Below are 17,384 nucleotides of genomic sequence, written 5' to 3'. Positions count from 1 at the left end.
CAAGAAAGGGATTTCGACGTATGATTATTAATTAAAGGCTGGTGATTCTAGTGAAACAATATGTCTGGTATGCAAGTTATGGCTCAAATATTAACAGTGAACGATTTCTTTGTTACATAAAGGGTGGCAGACCAAAAGGTTCTACTGAAACGGAGGTTGGGTGTAAAGATCCCTCATCTCCAATTGATGAAGGAATCTTTACCATCCCATACCCATTATATTTTGCGAAGGAAGCTCGGAGATGGGACTCAAAGGGTGTTGCCTTTATTGATGGATTCCCTAATGAGGATGCAGCTACCTATAGCAAGAAGTATTTAATTACATCTGATCAGTTTATTGATGTGTTAAAACAAGAGAATAGCGGTTTGCAATTTGAAATCGATTTACAAAAAGTGAAAGAATCAGGTTCGATGATATTCCGTGAAAAGGCATGGTATGGGAGAATTCTGTATCTTGGTGAAGATGGCGGTTATCCAATTTTTACGTTTACCGCCCCTTGGGACATAGATACGATTGCTTTTAATAAACCTTCCTATGAATATTTAGATACGATTATTTCAGGTCTTAAAGAGTATTATTCTAAAGAGGAAATCATTTTGTATCTAGAAAACAAACCGGGTATACGAGGAAATTACTCAACCGAGGAGCTTGCAAGATTTTTCAGGTAAAAGGATGCTTAACAAGTGACAAAAGCATACGTAGCATAGAATTGCGTATGCTTTCTTAAACATTGCTGGATTAAAAACATTCACAAAATCCATAAAATGGTATAAAAGTTTTCGAAGAATTGAAAAATGTAAAAATAATCCACTTGCGTATCATTTTTGAGAAAAAAAGTGACAAAAGCATACGTAAAATTGAAATGCGTATGCTTTTTTATACATTGCTAGATTCAAATCATTCGCAAAATCCATAAAATGGTATAAATGATTTTAAAAGAATTGAAAAATGTAAAAATAATCCACTTGTGTATCATTTTTAAGAAAAAAAGCAACGAATGCATACGTAAAATAGAATTGCGTATGCTTTCTTAAACATTGCTAGATTAAAACCATTCGCAAAATCCAAAAAAAGTAAAAGTGATATCATAAACGACAAAAAAAGTTCCTCGAGAATTGATAAGCAAACTAACAGCACCCTTATTCGCACGACGACAGTAGCCTATCGTCAAGTTGCAAATAAGGGTGCTATAACATTATTATTTTTGTGTCTTGTAATTATTATGGATACTCGTTTTGTTTATCTCAATGAATTTTCGATAGCTTGTTCAAATACAGAAATGATATCTTCGGAATGTTCGATTCCCACCGAGATTCGCACAAGTTCGTTTGTAATTCCTAATGATTCCTGTGCCTCTGGCGGTAGTGCACGATGGGAAGTCTTTAGAGGATGAGACACAGTTGTCTCAACTCCAGCTAATGTAGGAACTAGCTTCACCCAGCCTATCGATTTGAAAAATTGGTTCACATCAACAGTTTTTGCAAGTTCGATAGATACCATTGCTCCATATCCTGTAGCTTCTTCATCAAACGGATAGTACACTCTTGCTATGTTAGGATTGTTACGCAAAGCGTCCGCAAGTTTTCGAGCATTCGAAGACTGTACCTGCATGCGAACGGCCAATGTTTTTAAGCCACGAGTTGTAAGCCAAGCTTCAAAAGGACTTACATTTGCACCTATATTCACAACCTTTGCACGCGCTTTTGCAACCAAGTCCTCTCTTCCCACAACAACTCCTGCAGTTACATCGCTATGTCCACCAATATATTTTGTCGCACTGTGAACAACTACCTCCACTCCAAGCTCATATGGGTTGCAATGATATGGTGTCGCGAATGTGTTGTCCACGACAGTGACTAAGTTGTTTCGTTTCGCAAGTTCGACCACTGCTGGTAGGTTTTCTACTCGTAAAAGTGGATTTGTAATCGATTCAGTATAAAGCAGTTTCGTATTCGGTTGGATTGCCTTTTCTACTTGTACAAGGTCTGCGAAGGAAACAAAGGTAGTTTCAACGCCTAGATTACGCAACTCTTCGTGTAGAAGATGAAAGCTTCCCCCATATACGTCCTCTGCTGCGACGATATGGTCTCCACTTTTTGCAACAGACAGAATTCCAGCTAAAATTGCAGATAGTCCTGAAGATGTAGCGATACCGGCTGGTGCTCCTTCAATTGCTGCTACCATTTGACCAAGCTCGTCCGTATTTGGATTTCCAGTTCGCGAATATAAGTAATTTCCTTCTCCTTGGTAATAACCCTCTAAATCTTCAAGGTTATCAAAGGTAAAAGCCGATGTTTGATAAATTGGTGTTACCTTGCTTCTAATAGGTAATTTCGCTTTTTCTATACTATGTATTAATTTTGTCTCAAACCGTTTTACCATCTTTGTCACCCTTTTTTAGTTATTTATTGCTATTATTCTGAACCTTATTTTAAACCATGTCAATCAGAATACACTAAAAAAGAAGAAGCTGCACCTGCAGCTTCTCTCACCTATTCTTTATAGATTGATTGGTCCGTATAATTGTTATAAACCAAATAAATGACAATACAAATCGCGGTTGTAATAAAGCCCCAGCCCAGAGTGATTTGATCGATTACGAGGTAATTATTACATAGTTGCATATTTGTATTTATATATAACACGCCCATACCCAAATATTTCAATGTAAAAAAGATAAAGACGAGATTTTTTGCACGTTCACTTAGTTTCTTCCAGCTATCTCGTAGAGGAACTCCCGCTAAAAAAGATAGACTAAGAAACTTAAATACTTCCATGCTTGTAATCGTTAATGTCTCATCCATTGTTTTTGGAATTGTCCAATACACCATGATTACAGTGAATAACAAAATCCCTGGTATTCCGTTTTGGTTCCATTTTTCAAAAAACTGCGGGAATTTTTGTTGAAACAGTTTACCCATAAAAAATCCGGCAATTACGATTGAAGGCATTTGCATATGCATATGAATGATCATGATTGACTCTAGTAAATTAGCAACAGGAGGAAGCGCTAATACGAATAACAGTCCTAGTCCGATTAAAAATTGTTTCATAGCCCTATTCCCCCTTATGATTTTCTAAAATACTAGTCACATTTGTAGCGGCTTGATCAATTTCCTGATAATCCATTACTTCAATCAGCAAACCATTGGGATCCACTAAATAAAAGGCTGAATTATGTGCAAAGTTTCCTTTTCCATCAGGGATTACGATTACGCCAAATGTATCAAGTAAGGTTTGTAATTCCGTTTCGTTCGAAATCCTAGCCATTCTCCATGTTTCCCCGTCAGATCCAAAGAAGGTGCGATATTTACTTAAAGTTGTTGGATCGTCCCTTGTGGGATCGAAGCTTATACTTAAAAAGACGATATCTTTACCGATGTATTCTTGAGGAATCTGCTCATAAACTTGCGCCATATTCATTTCTAATTGTGGACAAACTGTTGTACAGGCTGTGTAAATAAAGGTGATGAACACATATTTATCTTCAAACTCAGAAATAGGATATGTCCGCCCCTCGCTATCCTCAAATGTTACATCTGGAAATGCTGGCTTATCCTCTATTAGTTGGTTTACTCTCGCTGTTTCTGCAGTAAATGCCCGTAATCCATCGGTTCCCGTATAGAACAGCACACATCCAAATAATAAGATTAGAATACAAGCGAATGTCGTTCGATTTTTTTTGATCACGGAGATCACATCCTATTTCTAGTTTTTCCTTTACTAATATTAGAAAGAGATAGCAGAAGTGTCGCTATCTCTATCTATTAAGGAACTTCCGGTTTTCTATTTGTCTAGCTACGGCTCGCAGCGACTTGCGAGACTTCCCTCACCCTCCGTACGATAAGGTCAACATCGGCTCGCTTCGCTCCCCGTGTTTCCTTTATCTCCTTAAAGAACACAGACTAAGTACGCCACGTCCTGTGGCAACGTCTGTGTGACCCACTTCGTGTGGGCCTCAGTCCGTACGTCGCTAAATGCTCGCCTTCGCTTTTCTTTTTACCAAGTCTTAAATGGTGGTGATCCTGGAGGTGCGTTTACAATCATTTCTGTTAATGGTAATACATATGCCATTGCAATTACTAGAATCATAAGCACAACCCATAGTCCCCAACGTTCTGTCCAGAATGGAGTTTTTGAAGCTGTTTCTTCTACTTCAGCAATTGGGAATTCTGTTTCGCCTTTTGGTGCAAAGAACATCATATTGAATACTGCATATACTTGGATGATTACCGCTACAAGTAATAGTGTTGCACCGATACCAATTACCATCATAAATGGTTCCCAGCCTGCAGCTTGTGCACTACCGAAGTAGTCTGTGAAAGATGTTCTTCTAGGTGAACCAAGAAGTCCAACCCAGTGCATTGTGATCGCCATGATAACCATACCAGTTGTCCAGATGATGGTTTGAACAACACCTAATTTATTCATTCCTTTTGTTAATACACGGCCAGAAATATGTGGGACTAACCAGTAACTAATTCCGAAGAATGTCATTACGACTGACATACCTAGTGTTAAGTGGAAGTGTCCAACAACCCACATTGTGTTGTGAATAACTTGGTCAAGTTGGTTCGTTGTTTGTGCAATACCACCAGCACCCGCTGGGATAAAGGCAGCCATTGCGATAAATGGTGATAGGAAGCGAACGTCTCCCCAAGGTAACTTTTTAAACCAACCTAAGGCACCTTTACCACCTTTTGCTCTTCCAGTACGTTCAAATACTGCAAACATTGCCCATGCTGTCATTAATGATGGGAAACCAATTGCTAAACTCATGAATACGTGTAGGAATTTTACTGATAAATTAATTCCTGGGTCAATAATTTGATGGTGGAATCCACCAGTTATGTTCATGATAACTAAGGCAATAACAACTACACGAGTAAGTGTGTCACTCCAACGTTTTCCGCCAATGATCTTTGGTATAATGACATACCAAGCAGATACAGCTGTTAAATACCAGATATTAACTGCTGTGTGTCCGAATGCCCAGAAAAGTGTACGAGAAACCATTACGTTAATTGTATCTACCCAGCCTAGTGTCCATGGTAGAATCAGGAATAATACTTCAACTGCGACAAATGCTGTTGCACCAACTAGTAGAATAAATACACCAGTTGCAAAGAATGAAAGGATTGGTAAATGCTGACCCTTATGTTTCTTTCTCCAGTTTGCTACTTGTATAAATGCACCAGCTGCTAAGATCCAAATACCTACTACCACTAATGCTAACCCGATATAGAACACTGGGTGTGCTGCCATTGGTGGATAAAAAGTGTACATAACAGATGCTTCATTCATTAGAACAGGAATGACGACTAATACGATTCCAAGGATTTTCGTCCAAAAGCCAACCCATGCCATCCTTCTAACTTTAGGTAATAATCCACCTAAATCATGAGAAAGACCTGCGTAAAAGTAACCAATTGTAACAAATGCTGAAAATACTACTACTAATAATAGACCATGTGCTGTTAATACTTGATAATAATTAAGCCAACTTGGTAATTCTAGAAGACCTGCACGATTTAATCCTTGGAATAATCCAAAAAGTCCACCTAATAATAATGCGATAAATGCTACTGATAAATAGGATTTCGAAATTTTTGCATCTTCTAGATTAACCCCTAAAACTTTGTTTGTTTTTTCTTTAAATGTCAAATCTGAATTTTTTAATATAGTTGCCAATGGTCTCCCCTCCTTTATTTAACCGTAATTGTTGTAGACATTAATTGGTGACCAGAACCACAATATTCATTACATAGAATTAAATACTCACCAGGCTCATCGAACGTTTGAGTGATTCTTTGAATATGTCCTGGCATTACCATTGCGTTTAAGTTTGTACCTGCAACTTGGAATCCGTGAACAACGTCTTTAGATGTCATGATAAAGTGAACCTTTGCACCCGCAGGTACTTCGATTTTTGCTGGGGTAAAACTAAATATTTGTAACGTCATAACTACTTCATATTCATTTTCTCCGATTTGATAAACACCTGGTTTATCGAATGGAGCTGTTTCATCAACTTTCTGAGGATCGATTGTTTCCATATTGCTTGGTGGTCCCATTTCTAATGCAAATGTTTGATATCCTGTTATAAGCATGAATCCAATGATAAGGCCGAAACTAATGGTAAGCCATATTTTTTCATCACGATGCATCTTCATTTTTTTCCCCTCCTAGAATCTAGCCATAAATAGGCCGAATAGTAATAGATACGTAGCAAGAATGACTGCTCCAACAACACCAACTGAAATCCAGGTTCCAACTAATCGTTCCGAATTTCCCCCGTTTGTGTTTTTATTTCGGTTAACTTTTGAAGCTCCCATCCAACTCAACCTCCTTATGTTCTTCTTACTTACATCATAATTAGGAACGGTTCTCAATGTTGTGAACTGAATCACACATCAAGTGTAATTTTTAATACACTCATGAAAAAAAGACGAGAAAAAATGCTATTTCTCGCCCCTCGACATACTAATAAAACTCAATAAAACCGCTCTAATTCGGCATTTTGTAGACGGTTTCTTCCTTGTACCCTTCCAAGAAATTCAAAAATGACAAATTGGTGAACTAACCCCACTTCAAAACATTAAAAATACAAGTACCTTATACATAAGTAAGTGAACCTCAAAAAAAATATTTCATAAAAAGGCTGGTTTCAATTAAGAAACCAGCCTTTTAAGAAAATCTAGAAATATTTTTATATTGGTATTAACCATATTCAAGCTGCACAAATAATATCGTTATTATTTCATCAACAAATCCGGTAAAAACAGTGATACTTGCGGGATGAAAGTCACAATAAGTATTGCTAATAAGAACAATATATAGAAAGGAATCATATTTTTAGATAAAGCCCCTATTTTTTCCCCCGAAATAGCGCTACCGATAAATAGCGTAACCCCTACCGGCGGTGTTACTAATCCAAGTCCCAACGTAAGCATCATAATGATTCCGAAATGAATAGGATCTACTCCAATCGAAGTTGCAATTGGAAGAAATATTGGTGTTGCAATCAAAATAATCGCTGCCATATCCATAATCATACCTAGTAATAAAAGTATAAACAAAATTAATAGCATAATAGCTACCTTGCTTTCAGTGGCTCCTAGAATAGCTTCAGATACAAGCTTCGGAATCCTTACATAAGTTAATAACCAACCGAAAGCATTAGACGTTGCAATTAGTATCATAACCATCGAAATTGTTTGTAAAGCTTTTCTAAGAATTGCTCCAAATTGTTTTAATGGGATATCCCGATAAATAAAGAAGGTTACAATGAATGCCCAAACAGTTGCAATTGCTGCAGACTCTGTTGCAGTAAATACCCCTGTGACAACTCCTGCCAGAATTATAACAATCGTTAATAGCCCCCATATCGCACTTGATATGATTTTAAACGTTTGCCCTGCTGGAGATTCAGACTTAGGATATTTTCTCTTAACCGCAATAATATAGGTATAAACCATTAAAATAAGGCCTAATAGAATCCCTGGTATTAAACCAGCTAAAAATAGACCACCAATTGAAACTCCTCCTGCAGCTAACGAAAAAATAATCATATTATGACTTGGAGGTATAAGAATGGCTTGGACTGAACTTGCCATTGTAATTGAAGTAGCAGTTCTAGTATCAAATCCCTCTTTTTTCATCATCGGAATAAGAACTGGACCTAGAGATGCCGTATCGGCAGCAGAAGAACCAGAGATTCCACCAAAAAATGTACTTGTTAATATATTAACTTGTCCTAATCCACCTCGGAATCGGCCAACAAAAATTTTCGCTAGAGCAATTAGCCTATCTGAAATACCACCTTGGCTCATTAATTCTCCTGCTAAAATAAAAAAGGGTACTGCTAGCAAAGAGAAGACATTGACCCCATTAACAATGGACTGAACAAGTTGCATTAAGGGAATTCCTAAATAAATTGCTGTAATTACGGAAGAAAATCCCAATGCAAAAGCAATAGGTATTCTAAGAAGGATAAGAAGCAAAAAACTTCCAATTAAGATTAATGCTCCAATTGCCTCTACACTCATAATAGACTCCTCCCTTTATTTATTAACTGGATAATATTAAGGACCCCTGCGACTGGAAATATACCATATATCCAGGCAGACGGAATTCTAAGCCCTGGCATTGTACTTCCCATAGCTAATTTCGCCATATTAAATCCTTCAGTAATCATAAAGAGAGAAAACAAGAAAAGAATTATAATACTAAACCAGTCTAAAAGTTTTAACATTTTAGGTGAAAGAAAATTATCAATTGCATTTAATCTTATATGTGTATCGTTTCCTAATCCTAAACTTGCTCCTAAAAATGTCAGCCATACAAGCATTAGTCGTACACTTTCTTCTCCCCAGACAGGAGTATCTGCCATTACATACCGCATAAAAACAACATAGGTTACGACCAATGTCATAGCTACTAATAATATTTTACAGACTTTTTCTATCGTACTATTAAATTGATTAAATAGTTTACTCAACTTTTGTCTCACCCCAAACCCTACTATTAAAGAAAAATAAGGAATATATTGTGTTATATTCCTTATTCCTTCACTTTCAAAGTGATTTTCTTATTTATTATTCTGTTGCAATAATTTGTTTAATTAAGTCCTCATATCCAGCTCCATGCTTCTCATATAACGGCTGGACAGCATCTTGCCATACTTTTTGATCTTCTACTTCAATGATTTCAACACCCTTTTCTTTCAACTCCGCGAGCGCTTCATCATCAGCCTGTTGTGATCTTTCTTTTACATATTCTTGTGTTTCTTTTCCTGCTTCTAATAAAAGATTTTGATCATCTTCACTTAACTTTTCCCAAGCTTTACTTGAAGCTAAAATAAAGTTTGGCGCAAAAATGTGCTGATCAATGGTTAACTTATCAGCTACTTCGTAAAATGCATTTGCTAGATAGGCTGCTGGTGGGTTTTCAGCGCCTTCAACAATCCCAGTTTGTAATGCACTATATAATTCACTGTAAGGTATTGGAGTTGGAGAAGCACCCAGAGCATTTACTAAATCGACCATTAATTCATTCTCTTGCACACGTACTTTAAGCCCTTTCATATCAGCAGGTGTTTTGACTACCTTGTCGGTGAAGAAGAAGTTTCTAGCTCCCTCCTCCACATAGAAAACACCTTTAACTCCAGTATCACTTGAATTAATATCATTCATTAATTCTGTACCAATATCACTATCTAAAACCTTCCATAAATGCTCACGGTCTCTAAATAAGAATGGAAGTGAAGTAACATTCATCTTTTCAAGACCAAAAGATGCTAATACATTGGCATTTGCTCTCATGAAATCTACAGATCCCATTTGAAGACCTTCCACATTCTCCGTTTCATCCCCTAACTGACCTGCAGGATAAACATTTATTGTAATTCGACCATCACTTTTTTCTTTAACTATTTCTGCAAACTTCTCTGCTGCATCTGTCATAGGATGCCCTTCTGGATTTACTTCTGCAAATTTAAGTTCAATCTTTTTTCCAGACCCCTCTTCTGAATCACTCGAATTTCCTTCCGAGCTGGAACCACTTGAACAAGCACCAAGTAATAGAATTGTTGCTAACAAACTGACTAACACCAAAAATGATTTGTTTTTAAACATCGTTTTAAATCTCCCCTCTGTAATATGAATGTGTTTGCGTTTTCAACTTTAAATGAAAGGGGTTTCAGTGTAAATTAACAATTTTCAAAAACCATTCACATTACTTTTTTGTTCATGAATATCTGATTATGTTAATAAAAAATATAGATTAATAGCAACAAATTTTGAAATTTATTACACTTTTTCACGATACTGGCCAGGAGTTATACCTTCATACTTTTTAAAGACTCTCATGAATGTTTGAATATTATTAAACCCAACCTTAAAACCAATTTCTTTACTTGTTAAATTTGTACTTGCTAACAATAACTTCGCTCTTTCTATTCTTTTACTATTTACATATTCCAAATAACTTTTGCCAGTAGTCTCTTTTATGACTTTGCTAATATAAGTAGTACTTAGCCCAATCCAATCGGCAACATCATTTAACGAGATGTCATTTTGAAAGTGGTTATTTACGTACTCTAAGATTCTTTCAACTGTTTTTGGTAATTTATCACTATTCATATTAGAAATTTCTATAGCAATAGCATCTGTTATTTCCAGAAAAAATGTTTTAATATCATGAATTGTTTGTTTGCTCCTGTACATATCATAGATATCGTAATCTTCACCAAACACCTTATTCATATCTATGTTGTTATTAATTGTTAGTTCAATAACCAAACTAACTAAGTGTAAAAACATTTGGTTTGTATAATCGTATGGCATCCTACCACTCGTAGTTATCTCATCGAACAAAAGGTCCAATTCTTTCTTGACGCCTTCACGATCTGCGATTGTTAAATTATTCATTAGTATTTTGATTCGATCACTATTGTAGTAATACAATTCATTTTTTGCATCATCAATATCATCTACATTAATTATTTGATCTTTTCCTTGATAAAATTTATATTTAAGTGCATTTAACGAATCCTTAAAAGACTTATGAACCTTTAGGATTTCTGGATATGAACGTCCTATCCCAATCGTTACAGTAAATGGGTATTCTTCATTTACCTTTTCCTGCAATTGATGTACCATCGGGACAATACTTTCATTAATATGGCTTGACAAGATTTGATTAGAATAATTAATTATGACTGCAAGCTTATCAGTTTCAACTTCACCACAAATACACACAAATCTCTTGTTGAAAAACTGTTCAATTAGTTTCGTAAGACTTGCCTTATGAATACTACTCTCTAACTCATTTCGATTTTGGTAAAATGTAATATAATCATCAATTTGCAACGTTAGCACAATAAAATATTTATGTTCAAAATTTATATTTAATAGTGTTAGTTTTTCCTTAACTTCACCAATCGTGATCTTTTTATTAGAAACTAAGGTGTCAATTAACTTTTCTTTAATCAAGGGTTTAATATCTGATACAATTGTTTGTAAATTTTTATTATCAAACATTATACTACTGTATACATTATCTAAATACTCATATTCATTCCTATACTTTTTCGGATTAAACTTTTCATTACTATTTTTACGGATTAAACTTAATAATCTTTGCAAAGGATTACTAACATATCTGGTGATAATATACGCTAGTAATAAACTTAATAGCATGGCGACTATAATATTGAGAACAACTACTATTTTAATATTTCTAAAACTTCCATTTAAATCTTTTGCAGAAACCTCATATACATATTTCCAATTATTATTCATTGAAGTTATATATGTAAATAATTGGTCCCCCTTTTTCGTTTTCTCAATAAAATTATCGGATTTATTTCTAAACGTCGAAATAGGGATATTAAGTTCCTGTATATTTCTATATAATGCCCTTTGTTTGGGGTGCAAAATAACTTTACCTTCTTGGTTAATTACGTAAAAAGTCCCGTTTGAATTGTTATTTGGCCCGACGATTGTATTATATAAACGGTCAACATTTACGTTGATAACAATTGCACCTTTCTTATCAGATGATCCATATGGAAGATTTCTAATAAACGTCAACACATTAAACTCATTTCCATATCCATCTTGGATTTTTCGTGTTTCCATAATATGAGTCCCTACCAATTCATCATTGTAGAATTGGAGCCAGTCTGTATCATAAAAACTATCCGTACTATAGCTTTTTTGATTAGAACTGACAATCATTTTTTTATCAGTTGAATAAACATAGGCCGAAACGATAACTTTATTCGTATTAGCAACATTCTTTAAGTTATTTAATAGTCTTACAAGATAAATATTGGCTTGTTGTTCCTCATTTGGTAGCGATTCCAAAATAAAGTTTTGAGTATTCGAGTTTTTTGCTGTTAGCTCTATTATTTCTTCTACTTCTTTGAAAGTTAAGGAAAGCATATTTTTATATTGATTTAAAAGGTTGGTTTCTGCGTCATGTTGATTTCTTTTTATAGTTGTCACCGAATGATTATATATAGTAATGGTTGAAACCAAAATAATCGTACTTAGTATCACGATATGAATAATGAAATACCTTACGAATAGACTGTTAAGCCTATTCTTCCACTTACTTAGTATGTGTTTGAAATTCTTCAACATTTTTCTCCAATCTTCCCATTCCTATTATTAAAGCATAGTCCTTTTTTTATATTACAATTATAATATCATTTTTTTCTAAACCATCTAGCACTTAATTTATATCTCCATTCAACTTAGTCAAACTATAACATTTCACTATATTTAAAATAGATACAAAAAAGCTTCCAATAGGAAGCTTTTTTCATAAGAGTTGATAAACTAAAAACCGCTCATATGTGTTTTTCTCAAACAATCCGGGAATGATGATCTCTTTCTTCATTTGAAAAGGTGTATTGGTTTCAATAAAATAGGTATACTCGGTTGATCCATAATAAAGAATGATTTCTATGTTTCGTGGATTCTGTTCATATGAATGAAGGATATTAGACAATGTATGTTTAAAAACCTGAATCGAAAAAGGATTAAAAAAGTAAAAACGATTATCAAGGGAGTTGATTTCATAATCCTGTGCGGCACATTGGTGAATTTCAATTTCACCTTTTTGATAACCTGACTTTTTTAGATAGCGCACTCGATTTTCAACCGCTTCATGATAGAGACTTTTGTCAATCTCAATCCCTACAACCGATGCCCCAAAATGGTGATGAATATAAAAAAGAAGTCTACCCTTGCCACATCCGAAATCCACCACCCGGTCTGTTTCCTTCAATTGATAATGCAAAAATAATGCATCGAGCCCTTCATATGGTGTCGGTTCATAACGGTGATAATGAACGGATGGGCTAAATCCCTTTTGTCCTCCACTTGTTTTTACATGTAAAAGTGCATCGTAATACTTATCATCCATTGGTAGTCTCCTTGCCATGATCTGATTAAAATGGTATCCCTCTCAAAGCAAATGTTAGCTTTTCAGGATTACGAATGGAAAAGATATGTTTGATTTGATTTTTTTCTATTTCAAAGCATACCACATTTTCTGGTTTGTTATCTCGTTTAATCAAGATGCCAATTTGTCCATTTACGTTGACTAATTCAAATTTTAGTTCATCATCCTGCCCAAACTTTCGAAGGAGCCCAAAGATAAATTGTGCAACGCGTTCTCTTGTTTCGATAGGTACTAAAGCAGCCTTCACCTTGCCCCCACCATCTGAGTATAGGACTGCATCATTCGCAAGTAGGGTAAGGAAACTCTCAGTATTTCCGGATGTTGCGGCGACCAGAAAAGACTGGACCAAATGCTGCAATTCCTCCTGATTCACCTGCAAAGGGTCTACATCATCCTTATAATCTATCTTTTTTCTTGCTCTACTTAAAATTTTTCTGCAGTTTGCTACCTCTTTTTCTAGAATAGAAGCAATTTCCTCATATTCATAGCCAAATGCTTCTCTTAAGACAAATACCGCTCGTTCAACAGGCGTGAGTTGTTCCATTAAGCACAAGAGAGCATATGAAATACTATCATGCATTAAGACTTCATGCATTGGATTCACATCATGGATAATGAATGGTTCTGGTAACCATGTTCCTATATATACCTCTCGTTTTTTTCTCGCCGATTTCAAGTAATCGATAGAGCGATTTGTCACCATTTTGCATAGGTATGCTTTTATATTTTCAATTTGCTCTCCATTCAACTTCCCAAAATCGAGCAGAACATCATGTGTAATGTCCTCAGCTTCTGTTATCGCACCAGTCATTCGATAGGCAATCGAAAACAAAAGAGGCTTATATTCCTGGTAAAACTGGTCATCTAACATATTGCCCCACCCCTTTTAATGCAAATTTTCAAGGATTAACATGGCTGCTTTTCTAGCACTTTGAAACGAAGCATCTACAAGCATTCCATCGCCTACCCAGTCCCCCGCAAGATAAACTCCAGGTATCTGTTCAACTGTTGGAGACTGCCTTTCCTTTTGATTGGCTACAACTAAACGATTGGAAACAGTCATTCTTGGAAGATATCGTTTATACACTACGCATTCCTTCCAGCCTGGTTGAACGATTTCCATAAAGTTCTCTAACTCTCCTTCTGTATCTTCAGTTGAGGTTATATACTTCATCACATGAACAACCTGGTAATCTCGCTCGCTTAACTTTGCTATTTTGGAATGATTCGAATAATAAAAGGGCTCCTCAACGCCCAGAGCAAAGTTAATTTTCGGGTTAGGTAGTCTAGATAGAATGAGGTCCAAACAGGCTGCATGTACTGGTTTACAATCTTGGATTATTGTCTCTGGAGTTCTTTCTGTTTCTGAAAGCATTTTAGCTGTTTCATGAGGACTTGAAGCGGATAATACATTTCGAGCACGTATGGTTTCTTCGTTTGTATGCACAGTTAACTGCGGAATTGAACCATTCACTTTCTTTACGTTTTTACTCATTTGAAAATGGACTCCTAAACCAGTAGCCTTATCTTCTAAAGCATCTATCATACTTTGCCAGCCATGATTTAGGTAAAAAGCATTCCCTAATTGAAGCTGCTTTAGTGCTGCACCTGCACTTAGTAAATCAGGTTCGTTCGAATATGTTGACAAACGAGACAGCATTAATATCAGTTGACTTGCCACTTCATCCTTTATCTTATGCCGCAACCACTGACGTAATGGTAAGTGATTTATATTATTTGTTTCTATTTTCTTATATTCAAGAAAAAAAGTGAACAATTCTTTCTTGGCATTCCAATTTAAGATGGGGCTGGTCAATAGACTAATAGGTGTGGATGGAATATCATAGATTTTATTTTTATAGATCATCTTTCCTTTTGTCGGCACAACGCCCCCTTCTATTTTAATACCCAATTCACGTAAGACCTCCATCGATTTTCCTTTTGAATATAGTGCATGGGGCCCAAGATTTAAATAGGAATCTATTTTTTCCGTCGTTCTTCCTCTGCCACCTAGTTTATTCGATTTTTCTAAAACGAGGACTGACTTTCCGGCACGCGCCAAGTATATAGAGGCAGTTATTCCAGCGATGCCACCGCCTATAATGACACAATCCCACGTTTTTTCATCAAGTTGCATAATATCCACTCCCACTGATTGTTTTAAAACCAAGACGAATATGGGGTGAAATTTGTGACAAAAAGATTTGAATTTGGTTGTAAAGTTTTTCTGGCACAAAAAAACCCCGCTACATGAAATGTAACGAGGTTCGGGCCAAGCCTATCCAAAATATTTCGGTAATGTAACAACGACCATTAATAGGAAGATGATCAAAATATAATTCACGGAATAAAGAAAATTCCAGCGAGCCCATTTCATATCATCCTTAACCGTAAATCCTTTGACACTCAATATAATCCAACCAATATTAAGCGATGTAGAGAGTACGACGAAAACCATTCCAAGTTCCCCTAAAAAGAAAGGCATGGGCAACAAACAGATGACCCAAAACAGAAAATGCTTCTTCGTAACCTCAAATCCACGAACGACTGGGAGCATCGCGACCTTAGCCGCTTTATACTCTTCATACTTTCTCATCGCAATCGCATACGTATGAGGCATTTGAAAAACAAACAAGATCAAGAAGAGCATAATTGGAACGATATGATCGATAGGTGCCACCGCGGCCCACCCCATTAAAGGAGAAACGGCGCCAGAAACACTTCCAATCACTGTATTAATCGTAAATCTGCGCTTTGACCACATCGTGTATAACACAACATACGTAAACCAACCAATAAATGTAAAAAAGACAGCCTCGAATGTTGTGAAAAATAGAAAAATGAATCCTAAAACAGTACATATAATTCCTAATACTAGAACAAAATTCAATGAAAAGTGGCCTGTTACAGTTGGTCGCTTTTTGGTTCGATCCATAACTGTATCAATGTCAACATCATACCAGTTATTTATGATGAGAGCCCCCGCCATAACGAGCGTACTTCCGATCATTGTATATAGAAACAATCCCAGGTTGTCCTGAAAAGATGCACCTGTAAAGTAAATGGCTAACCAAAATCCTGAAAATACGGGTAGAACATTGGCTAATAAAACCCCTGCCTTAAAAAGTGATTTAAGATCAGCTATGAGGGATGTTTTTTGTATTTGAATTTCTGATTGCATGGATATCCTCTCTCCTACAGTTCTATTAGAAGAACATTATGCTTCAAATATACTATACCATTTTTATCGCCCTTAGGATAAGAAAACTACTTTTTACCTACCTCTATAGTGAATTTCCCTAGTCATTATTTACCAATCCTATTTTTTCTTAAAAAGCGAAACCAAAACCCGTTTTCATCGTATATAAGGGAGAAAGTATAAGAGGAGGTATTACGAAGCGCATTAGTTTGAATAATAAGGTATACTATTATAAATAAAACAACTAACTTATGGAGGTATTTCTATTATATGAAAAAGGTATTATCAGCATTAGTTGCACTTACTTTGATTTTTTCCCCGCTTGGGAGCTTTGTTTTCCAAGACCAACCAACATCTGTTGAAGCAAAAGGATACAAATCAGGTAAAAGAGGATTCAATAATAATATTGGGAACACAAATAAATCAAACTTCCAACAACAACAGAAAAAACAAGACAACAACGTTACAAACAAATCTACTACTCCTACCACTCCTAAAGGTGGATTCATGTCTGGTGGATTAATGAAAGGTCTTATGCTTGGTGGACTTGCAGGATTCCTATTCGGAGGTCTATTAGGTGGAATGGGTATGCTTGGTTCATTTTTAGGATTAATGATTAACGTTCTTGCGATTTATGTTCTGATCGTAATCATTCGAAAAATCTTCGTCATGATTAAAGATAGAAAGAAAAACGAGACTGATCCATGGCAACGCTAATTCTTTCTGAACAAGAAATTATAAATGCAGTTTGTGTTTATATCGGCTTAAAAAAGCAAGTAAAACCTGAAGAAGTTGAAGTGGAACTGATGTATGACGACGATTACGGATTCTCCGCAGAAGTATATGTAAACGATCGAAAACAGGTTCTCATTATGGCGAACTTAATCGAAGCAATACGTTTATGGCTTGGCGAATTTCTTAAGCGTGACCCATATGCCGGAATCAAACTTGTCTTAGACGACGAAGAAGGCATTATTGCCCATATCAACTAAGAAAAGCGCAGGGCGCCCGCCTATCGGCGACAAGCACAAGACGAGCGCTGACAGAAGGTGATTTTTACCTTCAGAAGCGATTGGCTTGTGACCTCGAGCCGATGGTGCCTGGAGCTGGACAACGAGTAAAAAGCTCATCCATTTGGATGAGCTCAGAGTGTAGACAAAAGGCATTTGGGAATCCTCTTATTCCCAAATGCCTTTTATTTTTTTCTATT

Annotated in this window: 17 protein-coding genes; 3 read left to right on the top strand and 14 right to left on the bottom strand. The window is 35.9% G+C overall.

The features are described from left to right. Window positions 1–50: 50 nt before the first annotated feature. Window positions 51–668, top strand: coding sequence for a hypothetical protein (locus ACFSFW_RS19500; protein WP_388040667.1), 618 nt, complete (start codon window positions 51–53; stop codon window positions 666–668). A gap of 571 nt (window positions 669–1,239) precedes the next feature. On the opposite strand, the gene ACFSFW_RS19495 is transcribed toward ACFSFW_RS19500, so the two are convergent. The 14 genes from ACFSFW_RS19495 to cyoE all read right to left on the bottom strand — a co-directional run bounded on the left by ACFSFW_RS19495 (window position 1,240) and on the right by cyoE (window position 16,156). After that, window positions 1,240–2,382: a trans-sulfuration enzyme family protein gene (locus ACFSFW_RS19495; protein WP_388040665.1), complete on the bottom strand. Its 1,143-nt coding sequence runs from the start codon at window positions 2,380–2,382 to the stop codon at window positions 1,240–1,242. Between the two features lie 110 nt (window positions 2,383–2,492). Next, a complete protein-coding gene (locus ACFSFW_RS19490) occupies window positions 2,493–3,053 on the bottom strand; it encodes a hypothetical protein (protein WP_304219907.1) in 561 nt (186 codons plus the stop codon). Between the two features lie 4 nt (window positions 3,054–3,057). Beyond that, window positions 3,058–3,690, bottom strand: a complete 633-nt coding sequence (locus tag ACFSFW_RS19485; protein WP_304219908.1) for an SCO family protein — start codon at window positions 3,688–3,690, stop codon at window positions 3,058–3,060. A gap of 309 nt (window positions 3,691–3,999) precedes the next feature. Further along, window positions 4,000–5,691 (bottom strand): cbb3-type cytochrome c oxidase subunit I, encoded by a 1,692-nt coding sequence (locus ACFSFW_RS19480; RefSeq protein ID WP_304219909.1) that lies wholly within the window; start codon window positions 5,689–5,691, stop codon window positions 4,000–4,002. 14 nt (window positions 5,692–5,705) lie between these two features. After that, window positions 5,706–6,173, bottom strand: coding sequence for a cytochrome c oxidase subunit II (locus ACFSFW_RS19475; RefSeq protein ID WP_388040663.1), 468 nt, complete (start codon window positions 6,171–6,173; stop codon window positions 5,706–5,708). Between the two features lie 12 nt (window positions 6,174–6,185). Next, on the bottom strand, window positions 6,186–6,335 hold the full coding sequence (locus tag ACFSFW_RS19470; RefSeq protein ID WP_180271122.1) for a hypothetical protein: 150 nt from the start codon (window positions 6,333–6,335) through the stop codon (window positions 6,186–6,188). A 420-nt stretch (window positions 6,336–6,755) separates the two neighbouring features. Continuing rightward, window positions 6,756–8,048, bottom strand: a complete 1,293-nt coding sequence (locus tag ACFSFW_RS19465; protein WP_388040661.1) for a TRAP transporter large permease — start codon at window positions 8,046–8,048, stop codon at window positions 6,756–6,758. Next, window positions 8,045–8,500 carry a TRAP transporter small permease gene (locus ACFSFW_RS19460; protein ID WP_388040660.1) on the bottom strand — a complete coding sequence of 152 codons (456 nt, stop codon included), beginning with the start codon at window positions 8,498–8,500 and terminating at the stop codon, window positions 8,045–8,047. Before ACFSFW_RS19460 ends, ACFSFW_RS19465 begins: the two co-directional genes overlap by 4 nt. Before the next feature lie 97 nt (window positions 8,501–8,597). After that, window positions 8,598–9,635: a TRAP transporter substrate-binding protein gene (locus ACFSFW_RS19455; RefSeq protein WP_388040659.1), complete on the bottom strand. Its 1,038-nt coding sequence runs from the start codon at window positions 9,633–9,635 to the stop codon at window positions 8,598–8,600. 174 nt (window positions 9,636–9,809) lie between these two features. Next, window positions 9,810–12,044, bottom strand: a complete 2,235-nt coding sequence (locus tag ACFSFW_RS19450) for a helix-turn-helix domain-containing protein (RefSeq protein ID WP_388040658.1) — start codon at window positions 12,042–12,044, stop codon at window positions 9,810–9,812. Window positions 12,045–12,330: 286 nt separating this feature from the next. Beyond that, the gene (locus ACFSFW_RS19445) at window positions 12,331–12,936 is read right to left on the bottom strand and encodes an SAM-dependent methyltransferase (RefSeq protein WP_388040656.1); all 606 of its coding nucleotides are present in this window, start codon (window positions 12,934–12,936) and stop codon (window positions 12,331–12,333) included. 25 nt (window positions 12,937–12,961) lie between these two features. Further along, window positions 12,962–13,846 carry an RNA polymerase sigma-70 factor gene (locus ACFSFW_RS19440; RefSeq protein ID WP_388040655.1) on the bottom strand — a complete coding sequence of 295 codons (885 nt, stop codon included), beginning with the start codon at window positions 13,844–13,846 and terminating at the stop codon, window positions 12,962–12,964. A 15-nt stretch (window positions 13,847–13,861) separates the two neighbouring features. After that, the gene (locus ACFSFW_RS19435) at window positions 13,862–15,112 is read right to left on the bottom strand and encodes a phytoene desaturase family protein (RefSeq protein ID WP_388040654.1); all 1,251 of its coding nucleotides are present in this window, start codon (window positions 15,110–15,112) and stop codon (window positions 13,862–13,864) included. A gap of 141 nt (window positions 15,113–15,253) precedes the next feature. Further along, window positions 15,254–16,156: a heme o synthase gene (gene cyoE, locus ACFSFW_RS19430; protein WP_388040653.1), complete on the bottom strand. Its 903-nt coding sequence runs from the start codon at window positions 16,154–16,156 to the stop codon at window positions 15,254–15,256. A gap of 288 nt (window positions 16,157–16,444) precedes the next feature. Here cyoE and ACFSFW_RS19425 point away from each other — a divergent pair, with 288 nt between their 5' ends. Together ACFSFW_RS19425 and ACFSFW_RS19420 are read left to right on the top strand one after the other, a co-directional pair. Then, complete coding sequence (locus ACFSFW_RS19425; protein WP_099360960.1) at window positions 16,445–16,891, top strand: hypothetical protein; 447 nt, start codon at window positions 16,445–16,447, stop codon at window positions 16,889–16,891. After that, on the top strand, window positions 16,879–17,166 hold the full coding sequence (locus ACFSFW_RS19420; protein WP_388040651.1) for a YxcD family protein: 288 nt from the start codon (window positions 16,879–16,881) through the stop codon (window positions 17,164–17,166). Before ACFSFW_RS19425 ends, ACFSFW_RS19420 begins: the two co-directional genes overlap by 13 nt. Window positions 17,167–17,384 lie beyond the last annotated feature (218 nt).

This window comes from Ferdinandcohnia salidurans (genome assembly GCF_042680725.1).
Classification (GTDB): domain Bacteria; phylum Bacillota; class Bacilli; order Bacillales; family Bacillaceae_L; genus Ferdinandcohnia; species Ferdinandcohnia salidurans.
This window is presented reverse-complemented; position numbering and strand designations above follow the sequence as displayed.

What these genes read in the sequence shown, in the direction of transcription:
- ACFSFW_RS19495 (WP_388040665.1), bottom strand. Translation starts at nt 2,382, where the DNA reads ATGGTAAAACGGTTTGAGACAAAATTAATACATAGTATAGAAAAAGCG.
- ACFSFW_RS19490 (WP_304219907.1), bottom strand. Translation starts at nt 3,053, where the DNA reads ATGAAACAATTTTTAATCGGACTAGGACTGTTATTCGTATTAGCGCTT.
- ACFSFW_RS19475 (WP_388040663.1), bottom strand. Translation starts at nt 6,173, where the DNA reads ATGAAGATGCATCGTGATGAAAAAATATGGCTTACCATTAGTTTCGGC.
- ACFSFW_RS19470 (WP_180271122.1), bottom strand. Translation starts at nt 6,335, where the DNA reads ATGGGAGCTTCAAAAGTTAACCGAAATAAAAACACAAACGGGGGAAAT.
- ACFSFW_RS19465 (WP_388040661.1), bottom strand. Translation starts at nt 8,048, where the DNA reads ATGAGTGTAGAGGCAATTGGAGCATTAATCTTAATTGGAAGTTTTTTG.
- ACFSFW_RS19455 (WP_388040659.1), bottom strand. Translation starts at nt 9,635, where the DNA reads ATGTTTAAAAACAAATCATTTTTGGTGTTAGTCAGTTTGTTAGCAACA.
- ACFSFW_RS19445 (WP_388040656.1), bottom strand. Translation starts at nt 12,936, where the DNA reads ATGGATGATAAGTATTACGATGCACTTTTACATGTAAAAACAAGTGGA.
- ACFSFW_RS19440 (WP_388040655.1), bottom strand. Translation starts at nt 13,846, where the DNA reads ATGTTAGATGACCAGTTTTACCAGGAATATAAGCCTCTTTTGTTTTCG.
- ACFSFW_RS19435 (WP_388040654.1), bottom strand. Translation starts at nt 15,112, where the DNA reads ATGCAACTTGATGAAAAAACGTGGGATTGTGTCATTATAGGCGGTGGC.
- cyoE (WP_388040653.1), bottom strand. Translation starts at nt 16,156, where the DNA reads ATGCAATCAGAAATTCAAATACAAAAAACATCCCTCATAGCTGATCTT.
- ACFSFW_RS19425 (WP_099360960.1), top strand. Translation starts at nt 16,445, where the DNA reads ATGAAAAAGGTATTATCAGCATTAGTTGCACTTACTTTGATTTTTTCC.
- ACFSFW_RS19420 (WP_388040651.1), top strand. Translation starts at nt 16,879, where the DNA reads ATGGCAACGCTAATTCTTTCTGAACAAGAAATTATAAATGCAGTTTGT.